The organism is Exiguobacterium sp. s131, from assembly GCF_018617345.1.
Lineage (GTDB): Bacteria > Bacillota > Bacilli > Exiguobacteriales > Exiguobacteriaceae > Exiguobacterium > Exiguobacterium profundum.
Genome location: NZ_JACSJX010000001.1, coordinates 535,207 through 554,177, shown reverse-complemented (window position 1 = coordinate 554,177; position 18,971 = coordinate 535,207). Strand labels below are relative to the sequence as shown.

At 49.3% G+C, this 18,971-nt stretch carries 22 protein-coding genes; 8 read left to right on the top strand and 14 right to left on the bottom strand.

Annotation, left to right across the window (positions count from 1 at the left end):
* Positions 1-110: 110 nt before the first annotated feature.
* Together KNO69_RS02920 and KNO69_RS02915 are read right to left on the bottom strand one after the other, a co-directional pair.
* Positions 111-446: an Asp23/Gls24 family envelope stress response protein gene (locus KNO69_RS02920; protein WP_078147362.1), complete on the bottom strand. Its 336-nt coding sequence runs from the start codon at positions 444-446 to the stop codon at positions 111-113.
* Positions 447-520: 74 nt separating this feature from the next.
* Complete coding sequence (locus tag KNO69_RS02915) at positions 521-1,576, bottom strand: acyltransferase family protein (protein WP_214816015.1); 1,056 nt, start codon at positions 1,574-1,576, stop codon at positions 521-523.
* A 326-nt stretch (positions 1,577-1,902) separates the two neighbouring features.
* Here KNO69_RS02915 and KNO69_RS02910 point away from each other — a divergent pair, with 326 nt between their 5' ends.
* Complete coding sequence (locus tag KNO69_RS02910; protein ID WP_012726999.1) at positions 1,903-2,391, top strand: hypothetical protein; 489 nt, start codon at positions 1,903-1,905, stop codon at positions 2,389-2,391.
* 5 nt (positions 2,392-2,396) lie between these two features.
* Here KNO69_RS02910 and KNO69_RS02905 read toward each other — a convergent pair whose 3' ends face one another.
* Positions 2,397-2,996 (bottom strand): alpha/beta hydrolase, encoded by a 600-nt coding sequence (locus KNO69_RS02905; RefSeq protein WP_214816011.1) that lies wholly within the window; start codon positions 2,994-2,996, stop codon positions 2,397-2,399.
* Positions 2,993-3,937: a VOC family protein gene (locus KNO69_RS02900; RefSeq protein ID WP_214816008.1), complete on the bottom strand. Its 945-nt coding sequence runs from the start codon at positions 3,935-3,937 to the stop codon at positions 2,993-2,995. The genes KNO69_RS02905 and KNO69_RS02900 overlap by 4 nt, the downstream gene beginning before the upstream one ends.
* A 117-nt stretch (positions 3,938-4,054) precedes the next feature.
* Between KNO69_RS02900 and KNO69_RS02895 the strand changes: the two genes are divergently transcribed.
* From KNO69_RS02895 to KNO69_RS02885, 3 genes are all read left to right on the top strand, one after another.
* On the top strand, positions 4,055-4,945 hold the full coding sequence (locus tag KNO69_RS02895) for an ABC transporter ATP-binding protein (protein ID WP_012727001.1): 891 nt from the start codon (positions 4,055-4,057) through the stop codon (positions 4,943-4,945).
* Positions 4,935-6,128, top strand: a complete 1,194-nt coding sequence (locus KNO69_RS02890) for an ABC transporter permease (protein ID WP_214690617.1) — start codon at positions 4,935-4,937, stop codon at positions 6,126-6,128. The genes KNO69_RS02895 and KNO69_RS02890 overlap by 11 nt, the downstream gene beginning before the upstream one ends.
* A 64-nt stretch (positions 6,129-6,192) precedes the next feature.
* Positions 6,193-6,618 (top strand): hypothetical protein, encoded by a 426-nt coding sequence (locus tag KNO69_RS02885; RefSeq protein ID WP_078147368.1) that lies wholly within the window; start codon positions 6,193-6,195, stop codon positions 6,616-6,618.
* Between the two features lie 107 nt (positions 6,619-6,725).
* Here KNO69_RS02885 and KNO69_RS02880 read toward each other — a convergent pair whose 3' ends face one another.
* Together KNO69_RS02880 and KNO69_RS02875 are read right to left on the bottom strand one after the other, a co-directional pair.
* Entirely contained in the window at positions 6,726-7,325 is a 600-nt protein-coding gene (locus KNO69_RS02880; RefSeq protein WP_214816005.1) for a helix-turn-helix domain-containing protein, read from the bottom strand.
* A 90-nt stretch (positions 7,326-7,415) separates the two neighbouring features.
* Positions 7,416-7,916 (bottom strand): PTS sugar transporter subunit IIA, encoded by a 501-nt coding sequence (locus KNO69_RS02875; RefSeq protein ID WP_012727005.1) that lies wholly within the window; start codon positions 7,914-7,916, stop codon positions 7,416-7,418.
* Between the two features lie 208 nt (positions 7,917-8,124).
* Between KNO69_RS02875 and KNO69_RS02870 the strand changes: the two genes are divergently transcribed.
* The gene (locus KNO69_RS02870) at positions 8,125-9,819 is read left to right on the top strand and encodes a M3 family oligoendopeptidase (RefSeq protein WP_031422757.1); all 1,695 of its coding nucleotides are present in this window, start codon (positions 8,125-8,127) and stop codon (positions 9,817-9,819) included.
* Between the two features lie 122 nt (positions 9,820-9,941).
* Here the strand turns inward: KNO69_RS02870 and KNO69_RS02865 are convergent, their stop codons facing one another.
* Complete coding sequence (locus tag KNO69_RS02865; RefSeq protein ID WP_074036169.1) at positions 9,942-10,355, bottom strand: carboxymuconolactone decarboxylase family protein; 414 nt, start codon at positions 10,353-10,355, stop codon at positions 9,942-9,944.
* A 118-nt stretch (positions 10,356-10,473) separates the two neighbouring features.
* Between KNO69_RS02865 and KNO69_RS02860 the strand changes: the two genes are divergently transcribed.
* Entirely contained in the window at positions 10,474-10,896 is a 423-nt protein-coding gene (locus tag KNO69_RS02860; protein WP_214816002.1) for an Lrp/AsnC family transcriptional regulator, read from the top strand.
* Positions 10,897-10,946: 50 nt separating this feature from the next.
* Here KNO69_RS02860 and KNO69_RS02855 read toward each other — a convergent pair whose 3' ends face one another.
* The 3 genes from KNO69_RS02855 to KNO69_RS02845 all read right to left on the bottom strand — a co-directional run bounded on the left by KNO69_RS02855 (position 10,947) and on the right by KNO69_RS02845 (position 12,748).
* Positions 10,947-11,840 carry an aldo/keto reductase gene (locus KNO69_RS02855; protein WP_285800568.1) on the bottom strand — a complete coding sequence of 298 codons (894 nt, stop codon included), beginning with the start codon at positions 11,838-11,840 and terminating at the stop codon, positions 10,947-10,949.
* A complete protein-coding gene (locus tag KNO69_RS02850; RefSeq protein ID WP_074036164.1) occupies positions 11,837-12,340 on the bottom strand; it encodes a cupin domain-containing protein in 504 nt (167 codons plus the stop codon). Before KNO69_RS02850 ends, KNO69_RS02855 begins: the two co-directional genes overlap by 4 nt.
* Positions 12,341-12,421: 81 nt before the next feature.
* The gene (locus KNO69_RS02845; RefSeq protein WP_078147375.1) at positions 12,422-12,748 is read right to left on the bottom strand and encodes a winged helix-turn-helix transcriptional regulator; all 327 of its coding nucleotides are present in this window, start codon (positions 12,746-12,748) and stop codon (positions 12,422-12,424) included.
* Between the two features lie 261 nt (positions 12,749-13,009).
* Here KNO69_RS02845 and KNO69_RS02840 point away from each other — a divergent pair, with 261 nt between their 5' ends.
* Together KNO69_RS02840 and KNO69_RS02835 are read left to right on the top strand one after the other, a co-directional pair.
* On the top strand, positions 13,010-14,212 hold the full coding sequence (locus KNO69_RS02840) for an MFS transporter (RefSeq protein ID WP_214815999.1): 1,203 nt from the start codon (positions 13,010-13,012) through the stop codon (positions 14,210-14,212).
* A 10-nt stretch (positions 14,213-14,222) separates the two neighbouring features.
* Complete coding sequence (locus KNO69_RS02835) at positions 14,223-15,170, top strand: LLM class oxidoreductase (RefSeq protein WP_214815996.1); 948 nt, start codon at positions 14,223-14,225, stop codon at positions 15,168-15,170.
* 50 nt (positions 15,171-15,220) lie between these two features.
* On the opposite strand, the gene KNO69_RS02830 is transcribed toward KNO69_RS02835, so the two are convergent.
* From KNO69_RS02830 to KNO69_RS02815, 4 genes are all read right to left on the bottom strand, one after another.
* Entirely contained in the window at positions 15,221-16,066 is an 846-nt protein-coding gene (locus KNO69_RS02830; RefSeq protein WP_214815993.1) for a pentapeptide repeat-containing protein, read from the bottom strand.
* A gap of 84 nt (positions 16,067-16,150) precedes the next feature.
* Positions 16,151-17,404 carry a hypothetical protein gene (locus KNO69_RS02825; protein WP_214815990.1) on the bottom strand — a complete coding sequence of 418 codons (1,254 nt, stop codon included), beginning with the start codon at positions 17,402-17,404 and terminating at the stop codon, positions 16,151-16,153.
* Positions 17,405-17,479: 75 nt separating this feature from the next.
* A complete protein-coding gene (locus KNO69_RS02820) occupies positions 17,480-17,908 on the bottom strand; it encodes a CBS domain-containing protein (protein ID WP_074036155.1) in 429 nt (142 codons plus the stop codon).
* A 254-nt stretch (positions 17,909-18,162) separates the two neighbouring features.
* The gene (locus KNO69_RS02815) at positions 18,163-18,966 is read right to left on the bottom strand and encodes an alpha/beta fold hydrolase (RefSeq protein ID WP_214815986.1); all 804 of its coding nucleotides are present in this window, start codon (positions 18,964-18,966) and stop codon (positions 18,163-18,165) included.
* Positions 18,967-18,971: the final 5 nt, after the last annotated feature.

Genomic DNA, 18,971 nt, shown 5'->3' with positions numbered 1-18,971 from the left:
GCAAACGGTTGCACTTGTTCGATTTCTATTATAAATGAAAACGTTATCTTGATGCAACCGTTTTCGCAAAAATCAAAAAAAGAGAAGAGCCTGTGCTCTCCCCTTTCTTATCACAGCTGAATTCCGACCACTTTCACGTTCACAGAACGTGGTGTCATCGCAAGCATCGTGTCCATATCTTGCGTGATGCGCTCTTGGACGGCCGTCACCGTTTTGATGATCGACTGTCCGTAAGCGATGTAAAGCGATAGGTTGATGGTGATGCCTTTGTCCGACTCATCGACTTTCACGTGTTTCATGAGCGCACGCTCTGACAATTTCGTGTCTTCTTGCGTGAACGAGACGTATTTCGTTTCTTTGACCGCGACCGCGGCGATCATTTCAACGACGTGACGTGATACGTTCACGTCGCCTTCTGTGCTGTACATTCCATTTTCGTATGGCATAGGGTCACTTCCTTAACTCTAGTTTCGTTTCTTCTTAATAAAGTGTAGCGGAAATGTTGCGTTTAGAAAAGACTTTACCCTTTTACACCTTTCGTATTTTGGACACGCTTCACGTCAATCTCGACGAGCGGACGCAAGAGACGGACCATCGGTGGACTGATAATCACGAGGACCATCACAAAGGCGACCCCGAACAAGACGAGCAGTTGCATCCATGATGTCGGCATGAACCCAGCCGGTATAAACGCCTTCCAGGCGACAACAAAGAAGACGTGGACGAGATAGACGTACAGACTATACTGCCCGGCACGCGAAAAAATCGGGAGCTGTCGTCCTGGGATGATGAGCGCGAAACTAATTGACATGAGGAGCGACACCGTATAAACGATCAAAAAGGCGAACGGTCCACTCCACATCGCCTCTGGGACGGCCGTGTCATAGGCGAAACGGAATTTGAACAAGTTCCCGATATGATAGAACGTATCGTCTTGCTGGACGCGCATCGAGACCAAGAGCCCCAGTGTGAGCGCGGTGAAGACAATCGCCCCACCGATGCGATATCGGTTCCGGTGCTCGGCCCGTTTCGGTAACTCAAAGAAGTTGAGCGTATTGCGCTCGGACATCCAGTTCCCAATCAAGAAGAACGGATAGAACATGATGACTTTCCGCAACGCGAAATACCCCGTCGCCTCGGCTTGGAATCCGAACAGGAGCGCGAATAATAGTGCATATAACACGTAGCCTTTCAGTTGTGTCACATACGGGGTGATGATGTACCAGAAAATGATGGCCATCAGATACCAAAGCGCCCAGTACGGCTTCAACAAATTCAGACCCGGATTTTCAAGTGAGAAAATCGGAATCCCTTCTGTAAATGCGAACCATGACCCAAGGATGACCTGCCAAATGACATAGACCACGAATAACTGGATTACGCGCAAATAGCGGTTCTCCCGATAAAAGTAACCGCTCAACATGATGAACAACGGCATGTGGAAGGTATACAGGAACAGATACACCCACTTTGGTAAAATATCGTCATAAGCGCCGCGGACATCGGTCAACAAGTGTCCGAAGACGACGAGTAGGACAAGCACTCCTTTAATATTGTCATACCAATAATTTCTCATAACATTCCCTCTTGCTCTCTATGATGACTGCAATGAAGCTGACCTTCATGTTTTCACGTTCTTTTTATAGACAGAATCCATGAAGGTCATGGAAAAATCCCTCACCTATCATAAGCGATTCATCCGCAAAGTGAAATTACGTTTCAACAAAATTTTCATGTCTTCACTGTCATCATTCCCATAATTCGGGGAATACAAGCCGAAACGTCAAAAAATCCTCACGATTCAGCATGTTGTGTGCGTATTCAAATAGACGGGATTGGGTACAGTATAGTATAGTAGTGTTACTAAATATTCAGAATATTCTAATAAAGGAGGTGGAGAGAATGGCATCGATCATCCGGAATCGACATCATATGGTGCATGACCCAAAACGTTCATTCTCTAACTTCGGATTCTGGTGGTTCGTCAGCGTCTTTTCCGTCGGATTGCTCCTTGTCGCCTTCGAGTCCGTCCGCAACGGGTTCTCTGCCATTCATCCTGTCTTATCTAGCATGGCCTTTCTCGGTCTCACGTTCGTGCTCGGTGTCTGCGCCAAGCTGGCTCGTGACGTCTGGTGGCTCAACTACTTACTTGAGCGCACCCAAAACCGCTACTTATACATCGGTGGCGACACGCTCCAAAGTTGGCAGTATACGCTCGACTCGATTTGGTTGCTCACGCGCACCTCACAAAAAAAGCTCGGCCGATTATATATCCAAATCGACCGAACTGTGCGTGCTGAGGAAGCGAAACGTTTATTCGCCGCCTATTTGATTGACCGAGGTGTCCTCGTCGTCTATTCTCGTCCGAACAAACCGAAGAAAATGGCTTGAATGAATCAGTCGAGGTGTGCGGCAATCCATGTCCGTGCTGCCTCGACTTCTTCCATGCGAAGTTCATGTCCCCCCGAGTGATAGAAGAGTTCGACGTCCGCTCCCGCGTTTCGGAGTGTCGATGTCAGCTCTTCTGTTTCTGTTTTCGGGCAAATCGGGTCGCGTTCGCCAGCCGAGATGAACACGTTCGTTCCTGACAAGTCAGGTAGCGTCAATGAACGGTCCGGTACCATCGGGTGGAATAGGAGTGAAGCAGTAAACGCCGGATGACGGTAAAGTGCCGACCCGATCAAATTCGCCCCGTTCGAATAGCCGAGCGGGATCATCTTGTCTCGGTCGATACCATACGTTGTCGCCGCTTCATCTAAAAACTGAAGGAAGCGCTCTGTCTGTTTCTTTAAATCTTCAAGGTCGAGCACCCCTTCCGCGTGGCGACGGAAGAAACGGGACATCCCGTTTTCAATGACATCCCCTCGAAGCGTCAAGATGTTCGCCTCGGTCGACAGTTCTTTCGCGAGCGGAATCAAATCCTGCTCGGTCCCTCCAGTTCCGTGTAATAAAACGAGTGTCGTCTCTTTGGTACCTTGAATGAATTGATGAATCATATGCGTTCTCCTCTCGGGATCGTGATTGTTGGTAGTGTGCGGACGATTTTATCTCGGTCCGCTTCGAGCCATGGCGGTAAGCGCAACGTCTCACCAAGCGTGTCAACGGATTCGTCCACGGTGAATCCAGGTACGTCCGTCGCGAGTTCGTGCAGGATGCGACCGGCATCATGGAAATAGACGGAGCGGAAGTAGTTTCGTTCTTTCACTTCGGTCGGTCTTAACCCAAGGTCAAAGATGGCATCTTGCCAGGTCGGATAATGTTCTCCGTCAGAAATGCGCCACGCGATGTGATGAACTGTTCCCGTCCTAGGGACCCCGTTCGGTAAAATCGTTTTCTTCACATCGATGACGTTCCCGTAATCTGCTGACCCTTTCAAACGGATCCACTCTTCATCCTCTGCGACCCGTTCAAAGCCGAACAGTTCCGTCAACAAGCGCACGGTTTCGTCCGGTGCTTTCGACAACAAGGTCGCTCCGGCGAATCCGACAATTGCTTCATGTTCTGTGATACCGGGGATGACCCAGCGTGTCTGTTTAGAGCTCGGTCGGGCGACGAGTTCGACGACGAGTCCGTCCGGGTCTTCAAATAAAAGTGATGCCTCGCTGAACCGTTCAGTGGCGACGGTCGCGATGCCGTGCTGTTGTAGTCTTTCTTCCCAGAACGGTAAACTTCCTGCCGGTACGAGATAAGTCGTCACGCCAACCTGTCCGCTCCCGACCTGCCCTTTCCCTAAGCCCGGGATCGGGAAAAACGTGATCACCGTCCCTGGTGTTCCGACTTCGTCCCCAAAATAGAGATGATACGTGCCCGGGTCATCAAAATTGACGGTCTGTTTCACGAAGCGGAGACCGAGTACCTGTCCATAAAAATCTAGCGTACGTTGCGGGTCTTGTACCATCGACGAAATGTGATGGATTCCCGTAGACTGCGTTTTCATTGTCATCCTCCTTTTATTATCTTGATTTCAAGATAAATCATTTACCAGAAAAAGTGAAACTTTTTGCTCAAGGTGGCGTACGATAGAAGAAGAGACATTCTAAGGAGGTAATAGAATATGGCATTACATATCGAACGCGTCACCAAGGAGTTTGGTGACTTCAAAGCTGTCGACGACCTCACGTTCCGCGTCCCACAAGGGGAAATGTTTGGTTTGCTCGGTGCAAACGGTGCTGGAAAGACTACGACGTTCCGGATGATCCTCGACATCTTGAAGCCGACCGATGGGAGTATCACGTGGAACGGTAAAGCGGTCGACCATCGCATCGTCGGCTATTTGCCCGAGGAACGTGGCCTGTATCCCAAATCCCAAGTGCGTGAACAGCTCGTCTTTCTCGCAAGCCTAAAGGGCATGCGCGGGAGCGATGCCAAACGCGCGGTCAAGTCATGGCTCGAACGCCTTGAAATTCCTCAATATGAAACGATGCGCGTCGAGCAGCTATCAAAAGGGAATCAACAGAAGATTCAGCTCGTCGCCGCCCTGCTCCATAACCCGGAACTCGTCATCTTAGACGAACCGTTCAGCGGCCTCGACCCGGTCAACGTCGAAATCCTGAAGCGTGAAGTTCTCGCGTTGCGTGACGCCGGGACGACCATCGTCTTCTCGAGTCATCGAATGGAACATGTCGAAGAATTGTGCCAACACGTCGGCATCTTGAAAGGTGGCCGTGCCGTCGTAAGCGGTGACGTCCCGACAATCAAGTCGAGATACGAAGAACCTGCCCTCTTTATTGAAACGGACCAGATTCACATTCTCGAGTCGCTCCCAGTCGTGGAGACAATCGAGCCTTACAAATCCGGTCATCTAGTACGCTTACATTCTTTCGAAGACAGTGACGCCGTCCTGTCGGCACTCGTCCGTCATCAGGCGAACGTGAAGACGTTCATGCGCCAACCGGTATCGCTCAATGACATCTTCATCAAGGAGGTCGGACAGCATGTTTCATAACTTTGGACCGCTCTATGCGTTCACACTCAAATCGAGAATTCGTTCAAAAGCATTCCTCATCTCGACGGCGCTAACCATCCTGTTCATCTTCGGGTTTACGAACATCGACCGCATCATGTCTACGTTTGAGGATTCCGAGCAAGCGAGCGCACTCGTCGTGTCTGAGAACAAAGAAATCGTCGACACGATGAAATCACTCGGCTATGAAGACGTCGCCTCTAGCGAAATTACGGAAGAAGAGGCACGGACCGGCATCAACGACGGAGAGTATGGGGTCGTCGCTTTTGTTGACGGCTATGATGCTCGCGTTATCTCCGAACGCCCGGAGCAGGAGTTCACGACCCTCTTGCAAACATCCTTACAACAGTTGCGCAATGCGGAATTGATTGAATCGTCCGATGTCGACCCGACCGTCATCGCTGCCCTCAGCGAACCGATCCAACTCGACGAGTCCTATCTCGGACGCGGTGGAGAGAACTCGGATGAGCTCCTCTCGTCTTCGGCGCTCGTTTACGTCATGTTGATGCTCCTGTACATTTCGATCATCACGTACGGATCGATGATTTCAACAGAAGTGACGACGGAGAAGTCATCGCGTGTCATGGAGCTCATCATCTCCACGACTCATCCGGTGACCCATATGCTTGCGAAAGTGACCGCTATCGGGACACTCGCCCTCATCCAAATCGGAATCTTCCTTGGGTTTGGTTATGTAAGTGCGAGTGGTAGCGAACTGGCGACGACGGTCATCGAGAACGCCGGCAACGCACGGGCCGTCATCTATCTACTCGTCTTCTTCTTGCTCGGGTACTTGTTGTACGCCTCACTCTTCGCTGTCCTCGGCTCACTTGTCAGCCGTGTCGAAGAGTCACAACAAATGGTCATGCCGGTCATCATGCTCCTCGTCGCTGCGTTCTTAGTCGCGATGTTTGGATTGAACAACCCGGATGCGACCATCGTGACCATTCTCTCGTTCGTCCCGTTCTTCGCTCCGATGCTCATGTTCCTTCGCGTCATGCTCGTCGATGTGGCCGTATGGGAAGTGGCGCTTTCGATTGGGTTACTCATCGGAACGATTGGTATCACACTGTGGATTGGCTCGAAATTCTATCGTGGCGGCGTCTTGTTCTATGGAACGAACGCTATTAAACAATGGCGACAAATATTACAAAACCGTCAATAACGTTTACAGCAAATTCGTTTTCGTTTACTCTAAAGAATGTGCAAAATGAGGAGGAAAACGAACTATGCGATCACGATTACTCGCAGCCTTAATCTTTACGTTTATGACGACGCTCACGACGTTCATCTGTTATACCGTCTTCTTAGACGCGGATGCGTTATGGCAAATCCTGCTTGCCTATGCAGGCAGTGCGTTCATCGGAACGCTCGCGTTTTGGTATCCGGTCAGCAGACGCTCTCAAACGTCCCGCTTCGGTGGCGCATGGATCGGCATCATGATTACTGCAGCGACACTCATTGGCTTCACCGTCATCCGTTTCACATTCCGCGGGGACGCAGCAGCATTGCTCGACTGGCAAACGATGCTGGCGAGTCTTGCCTACACATTCGGTTATGTCGGATGGGTGCTCACAATCTTGAATATCGTGCTCGGCTTCTTACTCGCCGGCACACGTCCAAAAGTACGCTACGAAGCGCGTCCAACGCGCTGATTGAAGTGACCAGGGATTCTCCTGGTCACTTTTTTGTGTTCACTTTGGGGTGTTGCACTTAATTTTATAATTCATCGTGCACAAAAAAACCGTAGAATGCTCTACGGTCATTGTAATTTATAGGATTTGTCCACGACGCCATACTCTGCGTACTGAAATGAGTTATCCACGAATTGGTCTGGGACGAGACGTTCCACATAGCGGGCGAACGGGACGATATGACGCGTCGTGTCATGTGACCGTCCGAGGTCAAGCACCGCATCGACGAGCGCTTCGAGTGCATGGTGCGTCGTCGGTTCCTCGTCTTCTTTGAAAATACGTTGTAACTCCTCTTCGTGCATCAGGTCAAAGATGCGCATCCGTTCTTCGAGTTGCCGTTGCATTTCTTCGACGGACTTCCCGTGCATCGCTTCTTCATAGGCGAGCTTCATCTGTTCGAGTTCCGGCACTTTTCCTCGCATGAGTACCTTGAGCGACTCCCCCGTCCAAATATGGCGTGCCAAATAGTTCGGATCGATTTGCAAAGCGTCTGCGAGCGCCTCTATGTAAGGCATGGTCGGATAGACCTCACTCAGTTCGGTACGTCGGATAAAGTACGGGGCGACGCCAATCTGTTCCGCAAGCGTCTCAATCGACAATCCGGCCCGTTCCCGTAATATTCGTATCCGATCCCCGTATCCCCGGTATGGTGCATTTTTTCCATCCATCTCAATTCCCCCTTCCCTCTCTTCATTATAATTCCCGCATTCGCAAAAAAATACTCGGAAGCCTAAGCTCCCGAGTCATGGGTCGTCTTCTTATTTCTTTGTCAATTCGACGACTTCCGAAGATCCAGCTGTCACCGTGTCGCCTTCTGCGACAAGTTTGTTCACGCCGAAGCTGTCGTGGTTCGTGATGATGATCGGAGTGATCGTAGATGGCGCGTTCGCTTTGATGAAATCGAGGTCGAACGTGACGAGTGGGTCGCCTGCTTTGACAGATTGACCTTCTGTAACGTGTGTCTCGAAGCCTTCACCTTTAAGGTTTACCGTATCCAAACCGATGTGAATCAAGTATTCCGCACCATTGTCTGCGTTGATACCGATCGCGTGTTTTGTTGGGAATACTGTCGCGATTGTTCCGCTAACCGGTGAGACGACTTTTCCTTCAGTCGGCTCGATTGCGATCCCGTCACCCATCATTTTTTGTGAGAATACTTGGTCCGGTACGTTCGTGATGTCGACGACCTTTCCTGTAAGCGGTGAAACCGCGTTGAGTTGTTCTTCTTTACCACCAAAAAGTTTTTTAAAGAATCCCATAGCTTAATCCCTCCAACATGTTCTATTGAATCGAAGTCTCCACTTTTATACCCGAAAAGCTAATACTTCAATCCCTACCCCATTAACGGTATAGTTGTAATAAGGTAGTGCGAAATCGTTTTACACATCGTAAGAATACGAGTGTGCAATCGCTTTTGCAAGCCCTTTTTACACTTTGTAAAAATTTCACACGATGGAGGCGCTTACAATGACGACTTTCACAAAATTGTCATATGAACGGCCCGACTTGGACGCTTTAAACAGCAGATTGTCGGACTATTCTGCCGAATTACAGCAAGCCAGCACACTCGAGGAAGCGAACGAACTCATTCGCCAAATCAACAAAGAACGGAACGACTTTGAGACACAAAGTCAACTCGTCGCGATCCGACATTCGGTCGACACACGCGATTCGTTTTACGAAGAAGAACAGGCCTTCTTTGACGACGCACTTCCGGTCTATGAGAAGGAGATTCAAGCGTACTATCGCGTCTTGACGAACCACGAGCTTCGCACTGAACTCGAAGCGGAATGGGGCAGCCAACTGTTCTCTCTCGCCGAGCGCGCACTTGAAACGTTCGAGGAGTCACTCATCCCGAAACTGCAGGAAGAAAACCGCCTCGCGACAGCTTATCAAAAGGTCATGTCCGCTGCGCAAATCGAATTTGACGGCAAGACACTCAACTTGTCACAGTTCGGTCCGTATCTCCAATCACCAGACCGTGATGTCCGAAAAGCCGCATCTGTCGCCCGCTATACATACCTTTCTGATAACGGCGATGAGCTCGACCGCATTTATGGGGAACTCGTACGCGTCCGTACGGAAATCGCTCACGCGCTCGGCTTCCCGTCGTTCGTCGAACTCGGTTATGCACGGATGCAGCGTGTCGGCTATGACGAGTCGATGGTCGACAACTTCCGGAAGCAAGTCCGTGACGTCATCGTCCCGCTCGCATCTGCTTTGAAAGAAAAGCAGGCGAAACGAATCGGCGTCGACCACCTCTATTACTACGATGAGTCGTTCGTCTTCCCAGACGGAAACGCGACACCACAAGGGGATGAGTCGTTCATCATCGAAGGCGGAAACAAGATGTATCGTGAGCTCTCAAACGAGACGGACGAGTTCTTCCAATACATGCAGGAACGCGGCGCCCTCGACTTGACGGCGAAACCAGGGAAATCCGGCGGTGGCTATTGCACTTACTTACCGTCTGAAGGACTTCCGTTCATCTTCTCGAACTTCAACGGGACGGCCGGCGACATCGACGTACTCACGCACGAAGTCGGTCATGCCTTCCAAGTGTATGAAAGCCGTCATTTGACGACACCGGAATACGCCTTCCCGACGTATGAGGCGTGTGAGATCCACTCGATGTCGATGGAATTCTTCTGTTGGCCATGGATGGAGCTCTTCTTCGGCGACCAAGTCGACAAGTATAAGTTCAATCACTTGGCAGGTAGCATGACGTTCCTTCCGTATGGCGTGCTCGTCGATGAGTTCCAACACGTCGTCTACCGCAACCCAGAGATGACAGCTGCCGAGCGTCGTCAGGCGTGGCGCGATTTGGAGAAGGTCTATCTCCCGCACCGTGATTATGAGACGAATGACTATCTCGAATCGGGCGCATGGTGGCACCAACAAGGTCACATCTTCCAAAGCCCGTTCTACTATATCGACTATACGCTCGCACAAGTATGTGCATTCCAGTTCTGGGTGCGCATGCATGAAGACCGCGAAGCGGCATGGAGCGATTACCTCACGCTCTGTCAGGCAGGCGGAAGCCGTTCGTTCCTCGAACTCGTCGAACTGGCAGGTCTCAAATCACCATTCGCAGACGGCGTGTTGAAAGAAACGATTGATCAAATCGAAGACTATCTCTTGAAACATCCGCTAGCGAACTGATAAGTAAGACCATCGGAAGCTTCCGGTGGTCTTTTCATTTGGGTTCACTTCGTACTGAAGTGTGAAAGGCAAATCAATCTTTTTATTCCCTAAAAAAGAGAGGAGAATTTGATATGTATATGTCAAATTTCCGCTTCTAACCCTAACATCGCCCCTACATATTGGGATGCTGTCATAAACGTAATAAAGGCACACAATTCACTAATTTCCGCCTCCGTGAATGTTTCTTTTAACACCTCAATGATAGAAGATGGAATTTCTCCTTTCATTTTTAAGAAAACTTCCGCAAAACCTACGGCAACCGCTGTTTGTTCATCGAATTGAATTTGATTTGGCTTTCCTTTTGCTCGACAATATTCACATCCATTTCGTTGCGCAAGTGTTCGACGGACTTGTTCTTTCAATGTGGGAGAAAGTTGACCAGCATTATTCAATGACTCCTCTAATTTTGACCAATTTCCTTGAATTTCGATATTATGACCAAGTAAACGTTCAAACTTTGTTCTTCCATGCTCCGCTAACTTAATTCTTGGCATTTCCTTCACCTCCTGTACTTATATGATAAAAGGTCTATCTATTCAACTCCATTTCATCCACAATCAATATGTACCTATGAACATTCAATAAATAACGAAATGAGGCAAAATACGTGTCATGCTAAAAATCGATGAAATTGATTACAAACTCATCCATGAATTAGAGCACGACAGTCGTCTTTCCATGAGCGAACTTGGACGACGTATCAATCTTTCCGCTCCTTCTGTTAGCGAGCGGGTTCGACGACTAGAATCATTTGGAGTCATCAAACAATACTCGCTTGTACTTGATCACGAAAAGCTAGGTCTTCCAATTCAATGTATCATCGAGGCAACAGTGAAGAATGGCCAATATGAAGCGTTCATTCTTTATTTAAAACAACAACCGAATGTTTCATTTTGTTATCGCATATCTGGTGACGCCTGTTATCTCATCAAAATGCAATTCTCGTCTTTTTCTGCAGCTGAATCTTTTATCGATGAAGTGATTCCATATGCTCAAACAAAAACACAATTCATCTTTTCAGAAATCGATATTTAATCAACGTGAACATGCAAAAGGACTGGCAAAATTGCCAGTCCTTTATCGTTTTAAATGACGTCTAGCGGTTGTTTCGTCGTCGGTGGTGGGAATGCTTCATCGAGCGCAGCAAAATCCTCCTCACTCATGTCGAGCAAGAGCGCTGCCGCATTCTCCTCGACATGCTCGGCCTGCCCGGCTTTCGGGATGGCGATGACGTGTCCGCTCCGAATCGTCCAAGCAAGTAAGACTTGCGCGACTGAGGCACTATACGACTCCGCGATCCGATTGATCGTTTCGTTATGGAAGACCTCTTCTTTCACGTCACTTCCTTCAGCGAGTGGAGCGTATGCCATGACAGGAATCCCTTGTTCTTTTAGATAAGGAAGGAGGTCGTACTCAATCCCGCGACTGCCAAGATGATAGAGCACTTGATTGACCGCGCACTTGTCTCCATTCGGTAGCGACAGCAATTCCTTCATATCGTCCACATCGAAGTTCGAGACTCCCCATGCCCGAATCTTTCCGTCCGCTTTGAGCTGTTCCATCCCTTGAATCGTCTCCTCGAGCGGGGCATCGCCTCGCCAATGGAGTAAGTAAAGATCCAGGTAGTCCGTCCCGAGTCGTTCGAGCGACGCATCACATGCGCTGACGAGTTTGTCGCCATACGCATTGTATGGATACACTTTCGAGATGAGAAAGACATCTTCGCGTCGGTCTTGGATCGCTTCCCCTACCAACTTCTCAGACTCCCCTTCCCCATACATTTCCGCCGTGTCGATGACATGGAGTCCGCAGTCGATTCCTGTCCGAAGCGCCTCAACCTCGGCATCATGCTTCGATTTGTCTTCCCCCATGCGCCATGTACCTTGTCCGAGTGCGCGCATCTCGCGCCCGTCTTTCAATTTGACGACGTTTTGCTTCAAAGCTGCAAGTAATAAAGAATGTGGTAGTCGTTGATTCATAACGTTTCCTCCTTTGTCCATGCTTCATGTAGTGGACCCGTCGTCCCGAAGACGGGGTCAAACTTCGGTTTTTCGACTTGTTCGATTCGCTTCACGTTGTCCGGTCGTTCTTCCGTCTTTCCTGTCAACGTGTCATAGTCACGACCGTCCGGGTATGCCCCGACCACTTGAAAATCTTCGCTCGCCTCGATGCGACGATGTCCCGTTCCCGCCGGTAAGACGAGGACATCACCTAGGCGGACGCGGACGAGGTCACCGTTCGTCCCTCCGAGTTGAAGCGTCGCTTCACCTTGTAATATGCCCAATACTTCATGCGTGTTGCTGTGATAGTGATGATAGTCGAACACCCCGTTCACCCAACTGTTCGTCCATTCATTATGGGCAAACGTCTCTCGCATCCCGCTCGGGTCATCAAAGACGCCACGATAGAGGAGCGCCGGATAATCCGGATGGTTGGGAATGGAGCCGTCATCTGTAAACAAAAAAGTTTTCACGTCCATCCTAATTCCCTCCTTGTCTCTGTCCCTGTACCCGACTTGTCACTACGAAAAACGGTCGTCCGTATTGGACGACCGTGATGGTTATGAAATGACCTCTTCACCGGACTGATCGATATGGCACTCGCCCCAGGCGCACATGGCGTCCAAGATTGGCTTGAGTGACCATCCGTACTCAGAGAGTGAGTAAATGACTTTCGGCGGAACTTGCTCGAACACCGTACGAACGACGACACCATCCGCTTCGAGCTCACGCAATTGTTGGGTGAGCATTTTTTGCGTGATGTTCGGCATGAGTTTACGCAGTTCACTCGTCCGTCGCTCCCCTTTAATCAAGTGACACATGATGACGACTTTCCACTTACCGCCGATGACGTCAAGTGTCGCTTCGACCGGAATATTATATGGCATTTCGTTTCCTCCATTTCTTACATAGGCACTTTTTGGTGCCTACCGCACTAAAAAGTACGTACTTCTCAAACTGTTTTCATGCACTTATGATAGCAACTGTAGCAAATCTATACAAGTTCATTTCGCTTGTAACATCCTCTTGAGACGGTAAGGTACTTTTTCGACCGTACTGAACAATAGAGGAAAGTGAGATGTCTTTGCTATCCGGAGACGAAGGGCCCTCGTCTTCCACACTATTCATTTTTTTAGGAGGAACTACTAATGAATCAACCGTACACACAACCTGTCGAAGAACAGGCACCTAAAAATGGAGGGTTGGCATTACTCGCCCTCGCGATCAGCGCTTTCGGCATCGGAACGACCGAGTTCGTCCCGGTCGGTCTCCTCGCATCGATCGCAAGTGATTTAAACATCGGCATCACTCTCGCGGGTCTCATTATCTCGGGTTACGCGATCGGCGTAGCCGTCGGTGCACCGATTTTGACGGCACTGACGAACCGGATGAACCGCAAGACGTTACTCATGGCACTCATGGTCGTCTTCATCGGCGGAAACTTGGTCTCGGCCATGTCGACCACCTTTGAACTTTTGATTGTCGCCCGATTTATCACCGCATTCTCGCATGGTGTCTTCTTCTCCATCGGGGCAACGATTGCTGTTCAACTCGTATCACCACACAAAAAAGCGAGTGCCATCGCACTCATGTTCACTGGTTTAACTGTCGCAACCGTTACAGGAGTCCCACTCGGTACTTTCATCGGACAAGCGTTCGGATGGCGCGCCACATTCTTCGCTGTCGCAGCACTCGGTGTCATTTCAATCATCGCAAGTTTCTTCTTGATTCCAAAAGATTTGAAACAGTCACCACCAGCGAAGTTCTCAGATATGAAGAAACTGCTCACAAACGGTCGTCTCATGCTCGGATTCTTGATTACAGCACTCGGTTACGGCGGAACGTTCGTCGCCTTCACGTACTTGACACCCATCATGCAAGACGTGACAAAAATCAGCCCGAGCTTGATCAGTGTCGTCTTACTCATTTACGGAATCGCAGTCGCCATCGGGAACGCGGTCGGTGGAAAGTTCGCCAACGAAAATCCAGCGAAAGCATTGTTCTATATGTTTATCGTTCACGCAGCGGTCATGATCATCATGTCGTTCATGATTCCGTTCAAAGTAGCAGGTCTGATCGCCATCGTCTTGATGGGTCTCCTTGCCTTCATGAACGTGCCTGGACTTCAACTGTATATCGTACAATTGGCTGAAAAATATGTACCTGCCGCTGTCGATGTCGCGTCCGCACTCAACATCGCGGCCTTCAACATCGGGATCGCCCTCGGCGCAACAATCGGTGGACTCGTCGCCGATTCAATCGGACTTGTGCATACCCCTTGGGTCGGTGGCATCATGGTCATCATCGCCGTCATCTTGACAGCTATTTCACGTCGTTTGGAAGCAAACTAAGGAGGCGCTTATGTTCAACAATCATAAAAGCTACAACCGGATGTACCGGGAGGGCGAGCTCACGCTCGGCCTCCACATTCCTTTAGAGAATTTTAAAATGCGTACCCCGACCCTTGAGCGTCAAGTCGAGCTTGCTCAAAAGGCAGACGATTACGGCTTCACGGCTCTTTGGTTACGGGATGTCCTACTAAAAGACCCGAACTTTTTAGACCCGGCTGTCGGTCAAATTTACGATATGCTAATCTACGGAACACATTTACTTGGTCAAACGAAAAACATTGCGCTCGGTACGTCCGCGCTCGTCTTGCCACTCCGTCACCCCCTTCGTTCGGCGAAGGAAGTCGCAACGATTGAAGCATTATTCCCAGAACGATTGATTCTCGGGATCTCTTCAGGTGACCGTCGTGCCGATTTCAAAGGGCTCGGAGTCGATCACTCGACACGTGGCGACCAGTTCAAAGAATCACTTCGTGTCATGGAGCAGGTGCTCTATAACAACTACCCAACTATTGAATCACCTTATGGGGAGGTCGAACAGGCAACGCTCGTGCCACGTCCGAAGAAGCGGATCCCGACGATGATCACCGGGTTCGCACAACAAGACATGGACTGGCTTGGGGCGAACGGAGACGGGTGGATGTACTACCCGCAGGCACCTTTCGCACAACAACAAGTGCTGAACGATTGGCGCGAATCAGGTCAGACGCATGGAAAAGGGTTCCGTCCGTTCTCGATGCCGATGCATCTCGATTTGGCACATGACCCGGACGAACTGCCGACCCCAATCCGGCTCGGCTTCCGTGTCGGTCGCAATCAGTTAATCAAACTGCTCGAGGCGTATCGGGCCATCGGCGTCAATCATTTGTTCTTCGCTTTGTTCGACGGGCAACGTCCGGCCGACGAGGTCATCGAGGAGCTTGGGGAATATGTGCTCCCCCATTTCCCACCGCTTTCGTAAACTCCAGGTATTCAAAAAGACGACCTCCCCCGTGAAAGTCGTCTTTTGCGTTACAGCCAATGGCTCGGTCGCGTGTAAACGGGTGCCAGTCTTGTCTGCCGGTCCCCTTTCATCGCGTTCACTTGCATCTGTGTCAAAAACAGACCGTCGGTTAATACAGCTCCTCGCACATCGAGATCTCGTACGTCGGCGCCCATGAAGTCGACATAGGACAGGTCTTGCCCACGTAAGTTAGCGCCAATCAACAGGGCACCCCGGTAACACGTGCCTCTGACATCGTGTCGACTCAAGTTTCGACCAATCAAATCGGCCCGGTCTTGTTCGTGTCGTGACGTCAACTTCAGGTCGTCCTGTTTCAATCCTTCCACACGTATATGCTGACTGAGTCGGACGAACAATGGGCGGGCTTGTTGTCGGAATGCCATCAGCGCCGTCCCGGTCAACTGTTCAGGCGGCAACTCACGGAAAGCCAGTAGCTCTCCCAATAACGTCTCGAGTAACCGAGCATCGTGCCCAGGAATCTCCCAGGTCAGGATGTCAGTGATGTAGAGCAACAGCTCATGGACTTGGTTCATGATTGGTACCGTCGCGAACATACGCGTGCCGTCTACATCGTCCTCCCGCCAGCTTCGTCCGTGAAACGTCACTTGTGACACGAACTGCCCGGCCCCGAGACAGTCGTACACCGTACATCCTTTGAAGCCTCGCTCACGCAGTTCGGAATGGATGTTGCAGGCATACGAATCTGCCAAATGGACACACGGCTGTCCTGCGGGTTTATCAATCGGGAAATCCTCAGACTTCAAGTAGTGGAACGCCACACAACAGAGACCGAAACAATTCGCACAATCCGGTTTGAGCGATTCACGCAGCATATGCAGATCGGGCATCGTCATTCATTGTCACTCCTTCCTTGTATGTCTTGACTCTATACGTATAAGTATAAGGAATGTCCCTATTTTTCCATAGTCTTTATTCAATCAATTAGCGTTGCTTTCATCCTTTTCCCCATAAAGCAGTTGCTCCCTCGTTCGCCTTTTCTGCTCTGCCTCGGATATTTCTTTGTAAAGCGCAATCACAGCATCGAACGAGCTTTTGACGTCAATCCGCTCTTCTAACAGTTGATCTTCATAGAATCCGTGACGCAAATCCTCAAGGTAGAGCTCCGCTGCTTGATGAAACATCATCTCAAACTGCTCTTTTGCATCTTGAATCTCATCATGTGGTTCCCAATCCGTTAAAAGTCGCTGGTCGAAGGGATCTGTTGAATGAATAAACTCTTCCCATTCTTCAGGAGATAGCATGGCTTTCCAGTAATCAAATTTTGATTCAAAACGTTGTAACGGCCGACCTGATGGAAAAGATTTTTCGGCATAAGCTTCGTACAGATTTTCCCAGTGATGAAAAAACCAATCGATGATTGCCATATCCCAGTCCATAAATATTTCTGATTTGTCATGTTCGACATATTGGACTCTTCCGTCCTTATACGTTACTTCATAACGAATCGTCCCTTGAATTGACGTATCACGATAAAACATGTCATCGCGATACTCCATATCATCTAAATCGAGATTTGCCGGCTTCTCATATGTTTCAAGTGCATTCGCAAGCGATTGGACCTTTCCTGTCATCAAATCGATAAAAGTCACATCAATCTGTTTGATGGTTCGGGGTGCTTTGATGATTCCTTCGTCATAACAGAAGGCCAATACGAGTGGTCGTAGGCAATCCGTTGAATTTGGAATTGCAATCCACTCATTTAACAGCGGGTCATGGTAATATCCCTTTTTGATTAATGCTTTTGTGTTAAGCGTATCATTTTCAATAATTGAATATAGTAGGATGTCGAGGTCTTGAATTTTACCGTAAGGAACTATTCCATAGTCGTTTTCCTCGAGTATGTTACCCGTCCGGAAGTCCCGACCGTTGCGCCACTCCACAACAAAACGCCACCGTTCGACAAGCCACCATATCCACTCACCGCTATTCATACCTGTTTGCCATTCATTCCGTTTATAGTCAATCCACTCATCTTTGTCGTATGAAACAGACTGAGAGGTACCGTCTTCATATCGGACATGATACGTCAAGATTCCATGTAGCGTGTCGCGATGGAGTAAAGAGTAGGCGGACTCGTTTAAAAACAGCATGAAATCAATAAAGTTCACTGCTTCCTCAGACCCTGCTTCTTGAAACCATAACTCAATCGATTCAATGACTCGTGCTTCCATCGATAGCTTTCCTCCCTGCTGTTTGTATTCATACATACAAAAACCAACCTGATTTTTTCAGATTGGTTTACTGTCTTAGTTCACTTTATCTTCCAATTGTTTCAACTTTGTCGAGTAATACTCGATGATGTCACGGCGTCGGATGATGCCGATGAAATACTTTCCATCATCGACGACCGGCACGAAGTTTTGGTCCGTGATCGCATCGACGAGCTCTTCAATTTGTGCCGTAATCGAGACCGGCTTATAGCGAACACGTTGCTTGATGTCTTTTAGACGTGTCCGGAGCACTTTTTCATAGTCTTCTTCCCCGCGAAGCTGTTCTGCGAGTGCCCAGAGTAAATCCCCCTCTGTCATCGTCCCGGCGTAAAATCCGTTCTCCGAAACGAGTGGGACAGACGTGAATCGATGATGCTTCATCTTTTCAAGTGCTTGTCGTACCGTTGATTCGGGGTCCAAATATTTGACGTCTTCTTTCGGATATAAAAAGAAAGCGATATTCATTTAAATCTCTCCTCAATCTGTTAATCCACCCCGCTATTGTACCATGAATGGTAGGACAGGTTGAACTAAATCCATGTTCTAATCTGGTTTTATCCCCCTTTCTCCAAAACAACACAAAAAAACATCGTGACTCTAGTCACAGCGATGTTTCAGTGATTCAAAAAATGGAAGGGAACTCCAATTGAATTATACCCGTTTTCGTTGGTTCTTACCCTTATCGACATACAAAAAGCCCCCGATTCGGAGGCCATCGATTATTGAACAAACTGCAACAACGTATCGTTAAATTTCTCTCGTTCATCCAACACCGAACCGTGTCCACTCTCTTCAAAGCGCTCGATTCGCGCGTTCGAGATGCCTTGCTCCATCTGCTCGGCGAATGCGAAAGGACAGATCTTATCATGTACTCCATGGATGATCAACGTCTCGACATCAATTTTTGGCAGGGCATCTCGTAAATCTTCGTCACGTAACGCCTGTGCCGAGGCAATCGTCCCATGGCTCGACGCGACGAGCGCGAGATGGTGGAACCAGTTTTGCATCGGTTTCGAATGTTCTTTCTCGAAGAAGATTTCTCCGAACCCTTCGAGCATCTTCGGTCGGTCGGCCCGTGTATCGTCAATCAACGCGTCGACATCGTCCGTTGTCATTCCATATGGATAATCTGCACGCTGTGTGAAGATTGGTGCCGCGGCTCCGACCAAGACCAATTTGTTGAGTCCATCCTCTTTATAGTCGGCTGCGTAGCGAACTGCAATCGCCCCACCCATTGAAAAACCGACGAGCGTGAAGTTTTTTAAGCCAAGTCCATAGACGACCATATGCACATCAGACGCCATTGTCTCATAGTCATAACCTGTCGCTGGGGCATCAGATTTCCCGTATCCTCTGAAATCAATGCCGATGTAGCGATATCCCGCTTCGACGAGCGCATTCTTCTGATACTCGAACATATTGTTGTTTGCTGGCCAGCCGTGCAAGAAGACAATCGGTTCCCCAGACCCGACATCCTCTACGTATAGATTTGTACCGTCATGTGCTGTAATATATCCCATCATCCAAC

Coding starts and splice junctions, on each gene's coding strand:
- KNO69_RS02895 (WP_012727001.1), top strand. CDS start 4,055: ATGGCATTACATATCGAACGCGTCACCAAGGAGTTTGGTGACTTCAAA.
- KNO69_RS02885 (WP_078147368.1), top strand. CDS start 6,193: ATGCGATCACGATTACTCGCAGCCTTAATCTTTACGTTTATGACGACG.
- KNO69_RS02900 (WP_214816008.1), bottom strand. CDS start 3,937: ATGAAAACGCAGTCTACGGGAATCCATCACATTTCGTCGATGGTACAA.
- KNO69_RS02890 (WP_214690617.1), top strand. CDS start 4,935: ATGTTTCATAACTTTGGACCGCTCTATGCGTTCACACTCAAATCGAGA.
- KNO69_RS02820 (WP_074036155.1), bottom strand. CDS start 17,908: ATGAATATCGCTTTCTTTTTATATCCGAAAGAAGACGTCAAATATTTG.
- KNO69_RS02905 (WP_214816011.1), bottom strand. CDS start 2,996: ATGATTCATCAATTCATTCAAGGTACCAAAGAGACGACACTCGTTTTA.
- KNO69_RS02815 (WP_214815986.1), bottom strand. CDS start 18,966: ATGATGGGATATATTACAGCACATGACGGTACAAATCTATACGTAGAG.
- KNO69_RS02915 (WP_214816015.1), bottom strand. CDS start 1,576: ATGAGAAATTATTGGTATGACAATATTAAAGGAGTGCTTGTCCTACTC.
- KNO69_RS02875 (WP_012727005.1), bottom strand. CDS start 7,916: ATGGGATTCTTTAAAAAACTTTTTGGTGGTAAAGAAGAACAACTCAAC.
- KNO69_RS02860 (WP_214816002.1), top strand. CDS start 10,474: ATGCTAAAAATCGATGAAATTGATTACAAACTCATCCATGAATTAGAG.
- KNO69_RS02870 (WP_031422757.1), top strand. CDS start 8,125: ATGACGACTTTCACAAAATTGTCATATGAACGGCCCGACTTGGACGCT.
- KNO69_RS02850 (WP_074036164.1), bottom strand. CDS start 12,340: ATGGACGTGAAAACTTTTTTGTTTACAGATGACGGCTCCATTCCCAAC.
- KNO69_RS02855 (WP_285800568.1), bottom strand. CDS start 11,840: ATGAATCAACGACTACCACATTCTTTATTACTTGCAGCTTTGAAGCAA.
- KNO69_RS02840 (WP_214815999.1), top strand. CDS start 13,010: ATGAATCAACCGTACACACAACCTGTCGAAGAACAGGCACCTAAAAAT.
- KNO69_RS02835 (WP_214815996.1), top strand. CDS start 14,223: ATGTTCAACAATCATAAAAGCTACAACCGGATGTACCGGGAGGGCGAG.
- KNO69_RS02865 (WP_074036169.1), bottom strand. CDS start 10,355: ATGCCAAGAATTAAGTTAGCGGAGCATGGAAGAACAAAGTTTGAACGT.
- KNO69_RS02830 (WP_214815993.1), bottom strand. CDS start 16,066: ATGACGATGCCCGATCTGCATATGCTGCGTGAATCGCTCAAACCGGAT.
- KNO69_RS02920 (WP_078147362.1), bottom strand. CDS start 446: ATGCCATACGAAAATGGAATGTACAGCACAGAAGGCGACGTGAACGTA.
- KNO69_RS02910 (WP_012726999.1), top strand. CDS start 1,903: ATGGCATCGATCATCCGGAATCGACATCATATGGTGCATGACCCAAAA.
- KNO69_RS02845 (WP_078147375.1), bottom strand. CDS start 12,748: ATGCCATATAATATTCCGGTCGAAGCGACACTTGACGTCATCGGCGGT.
- KNO69_RS02880 (WP_214816005.1), bottom strand. CDS start 7,325: ATGGATGGAAAAAATGCACCATACCGGGGATACGGGGATCGGATACGA.
- KNO69_RS02825 (WP_214815990.1), bottom strand. CDS start 17,404: ATGGAAGCACGAGTCATTGAATCGATTGAGTTATGGTTTCAAGAAGCA.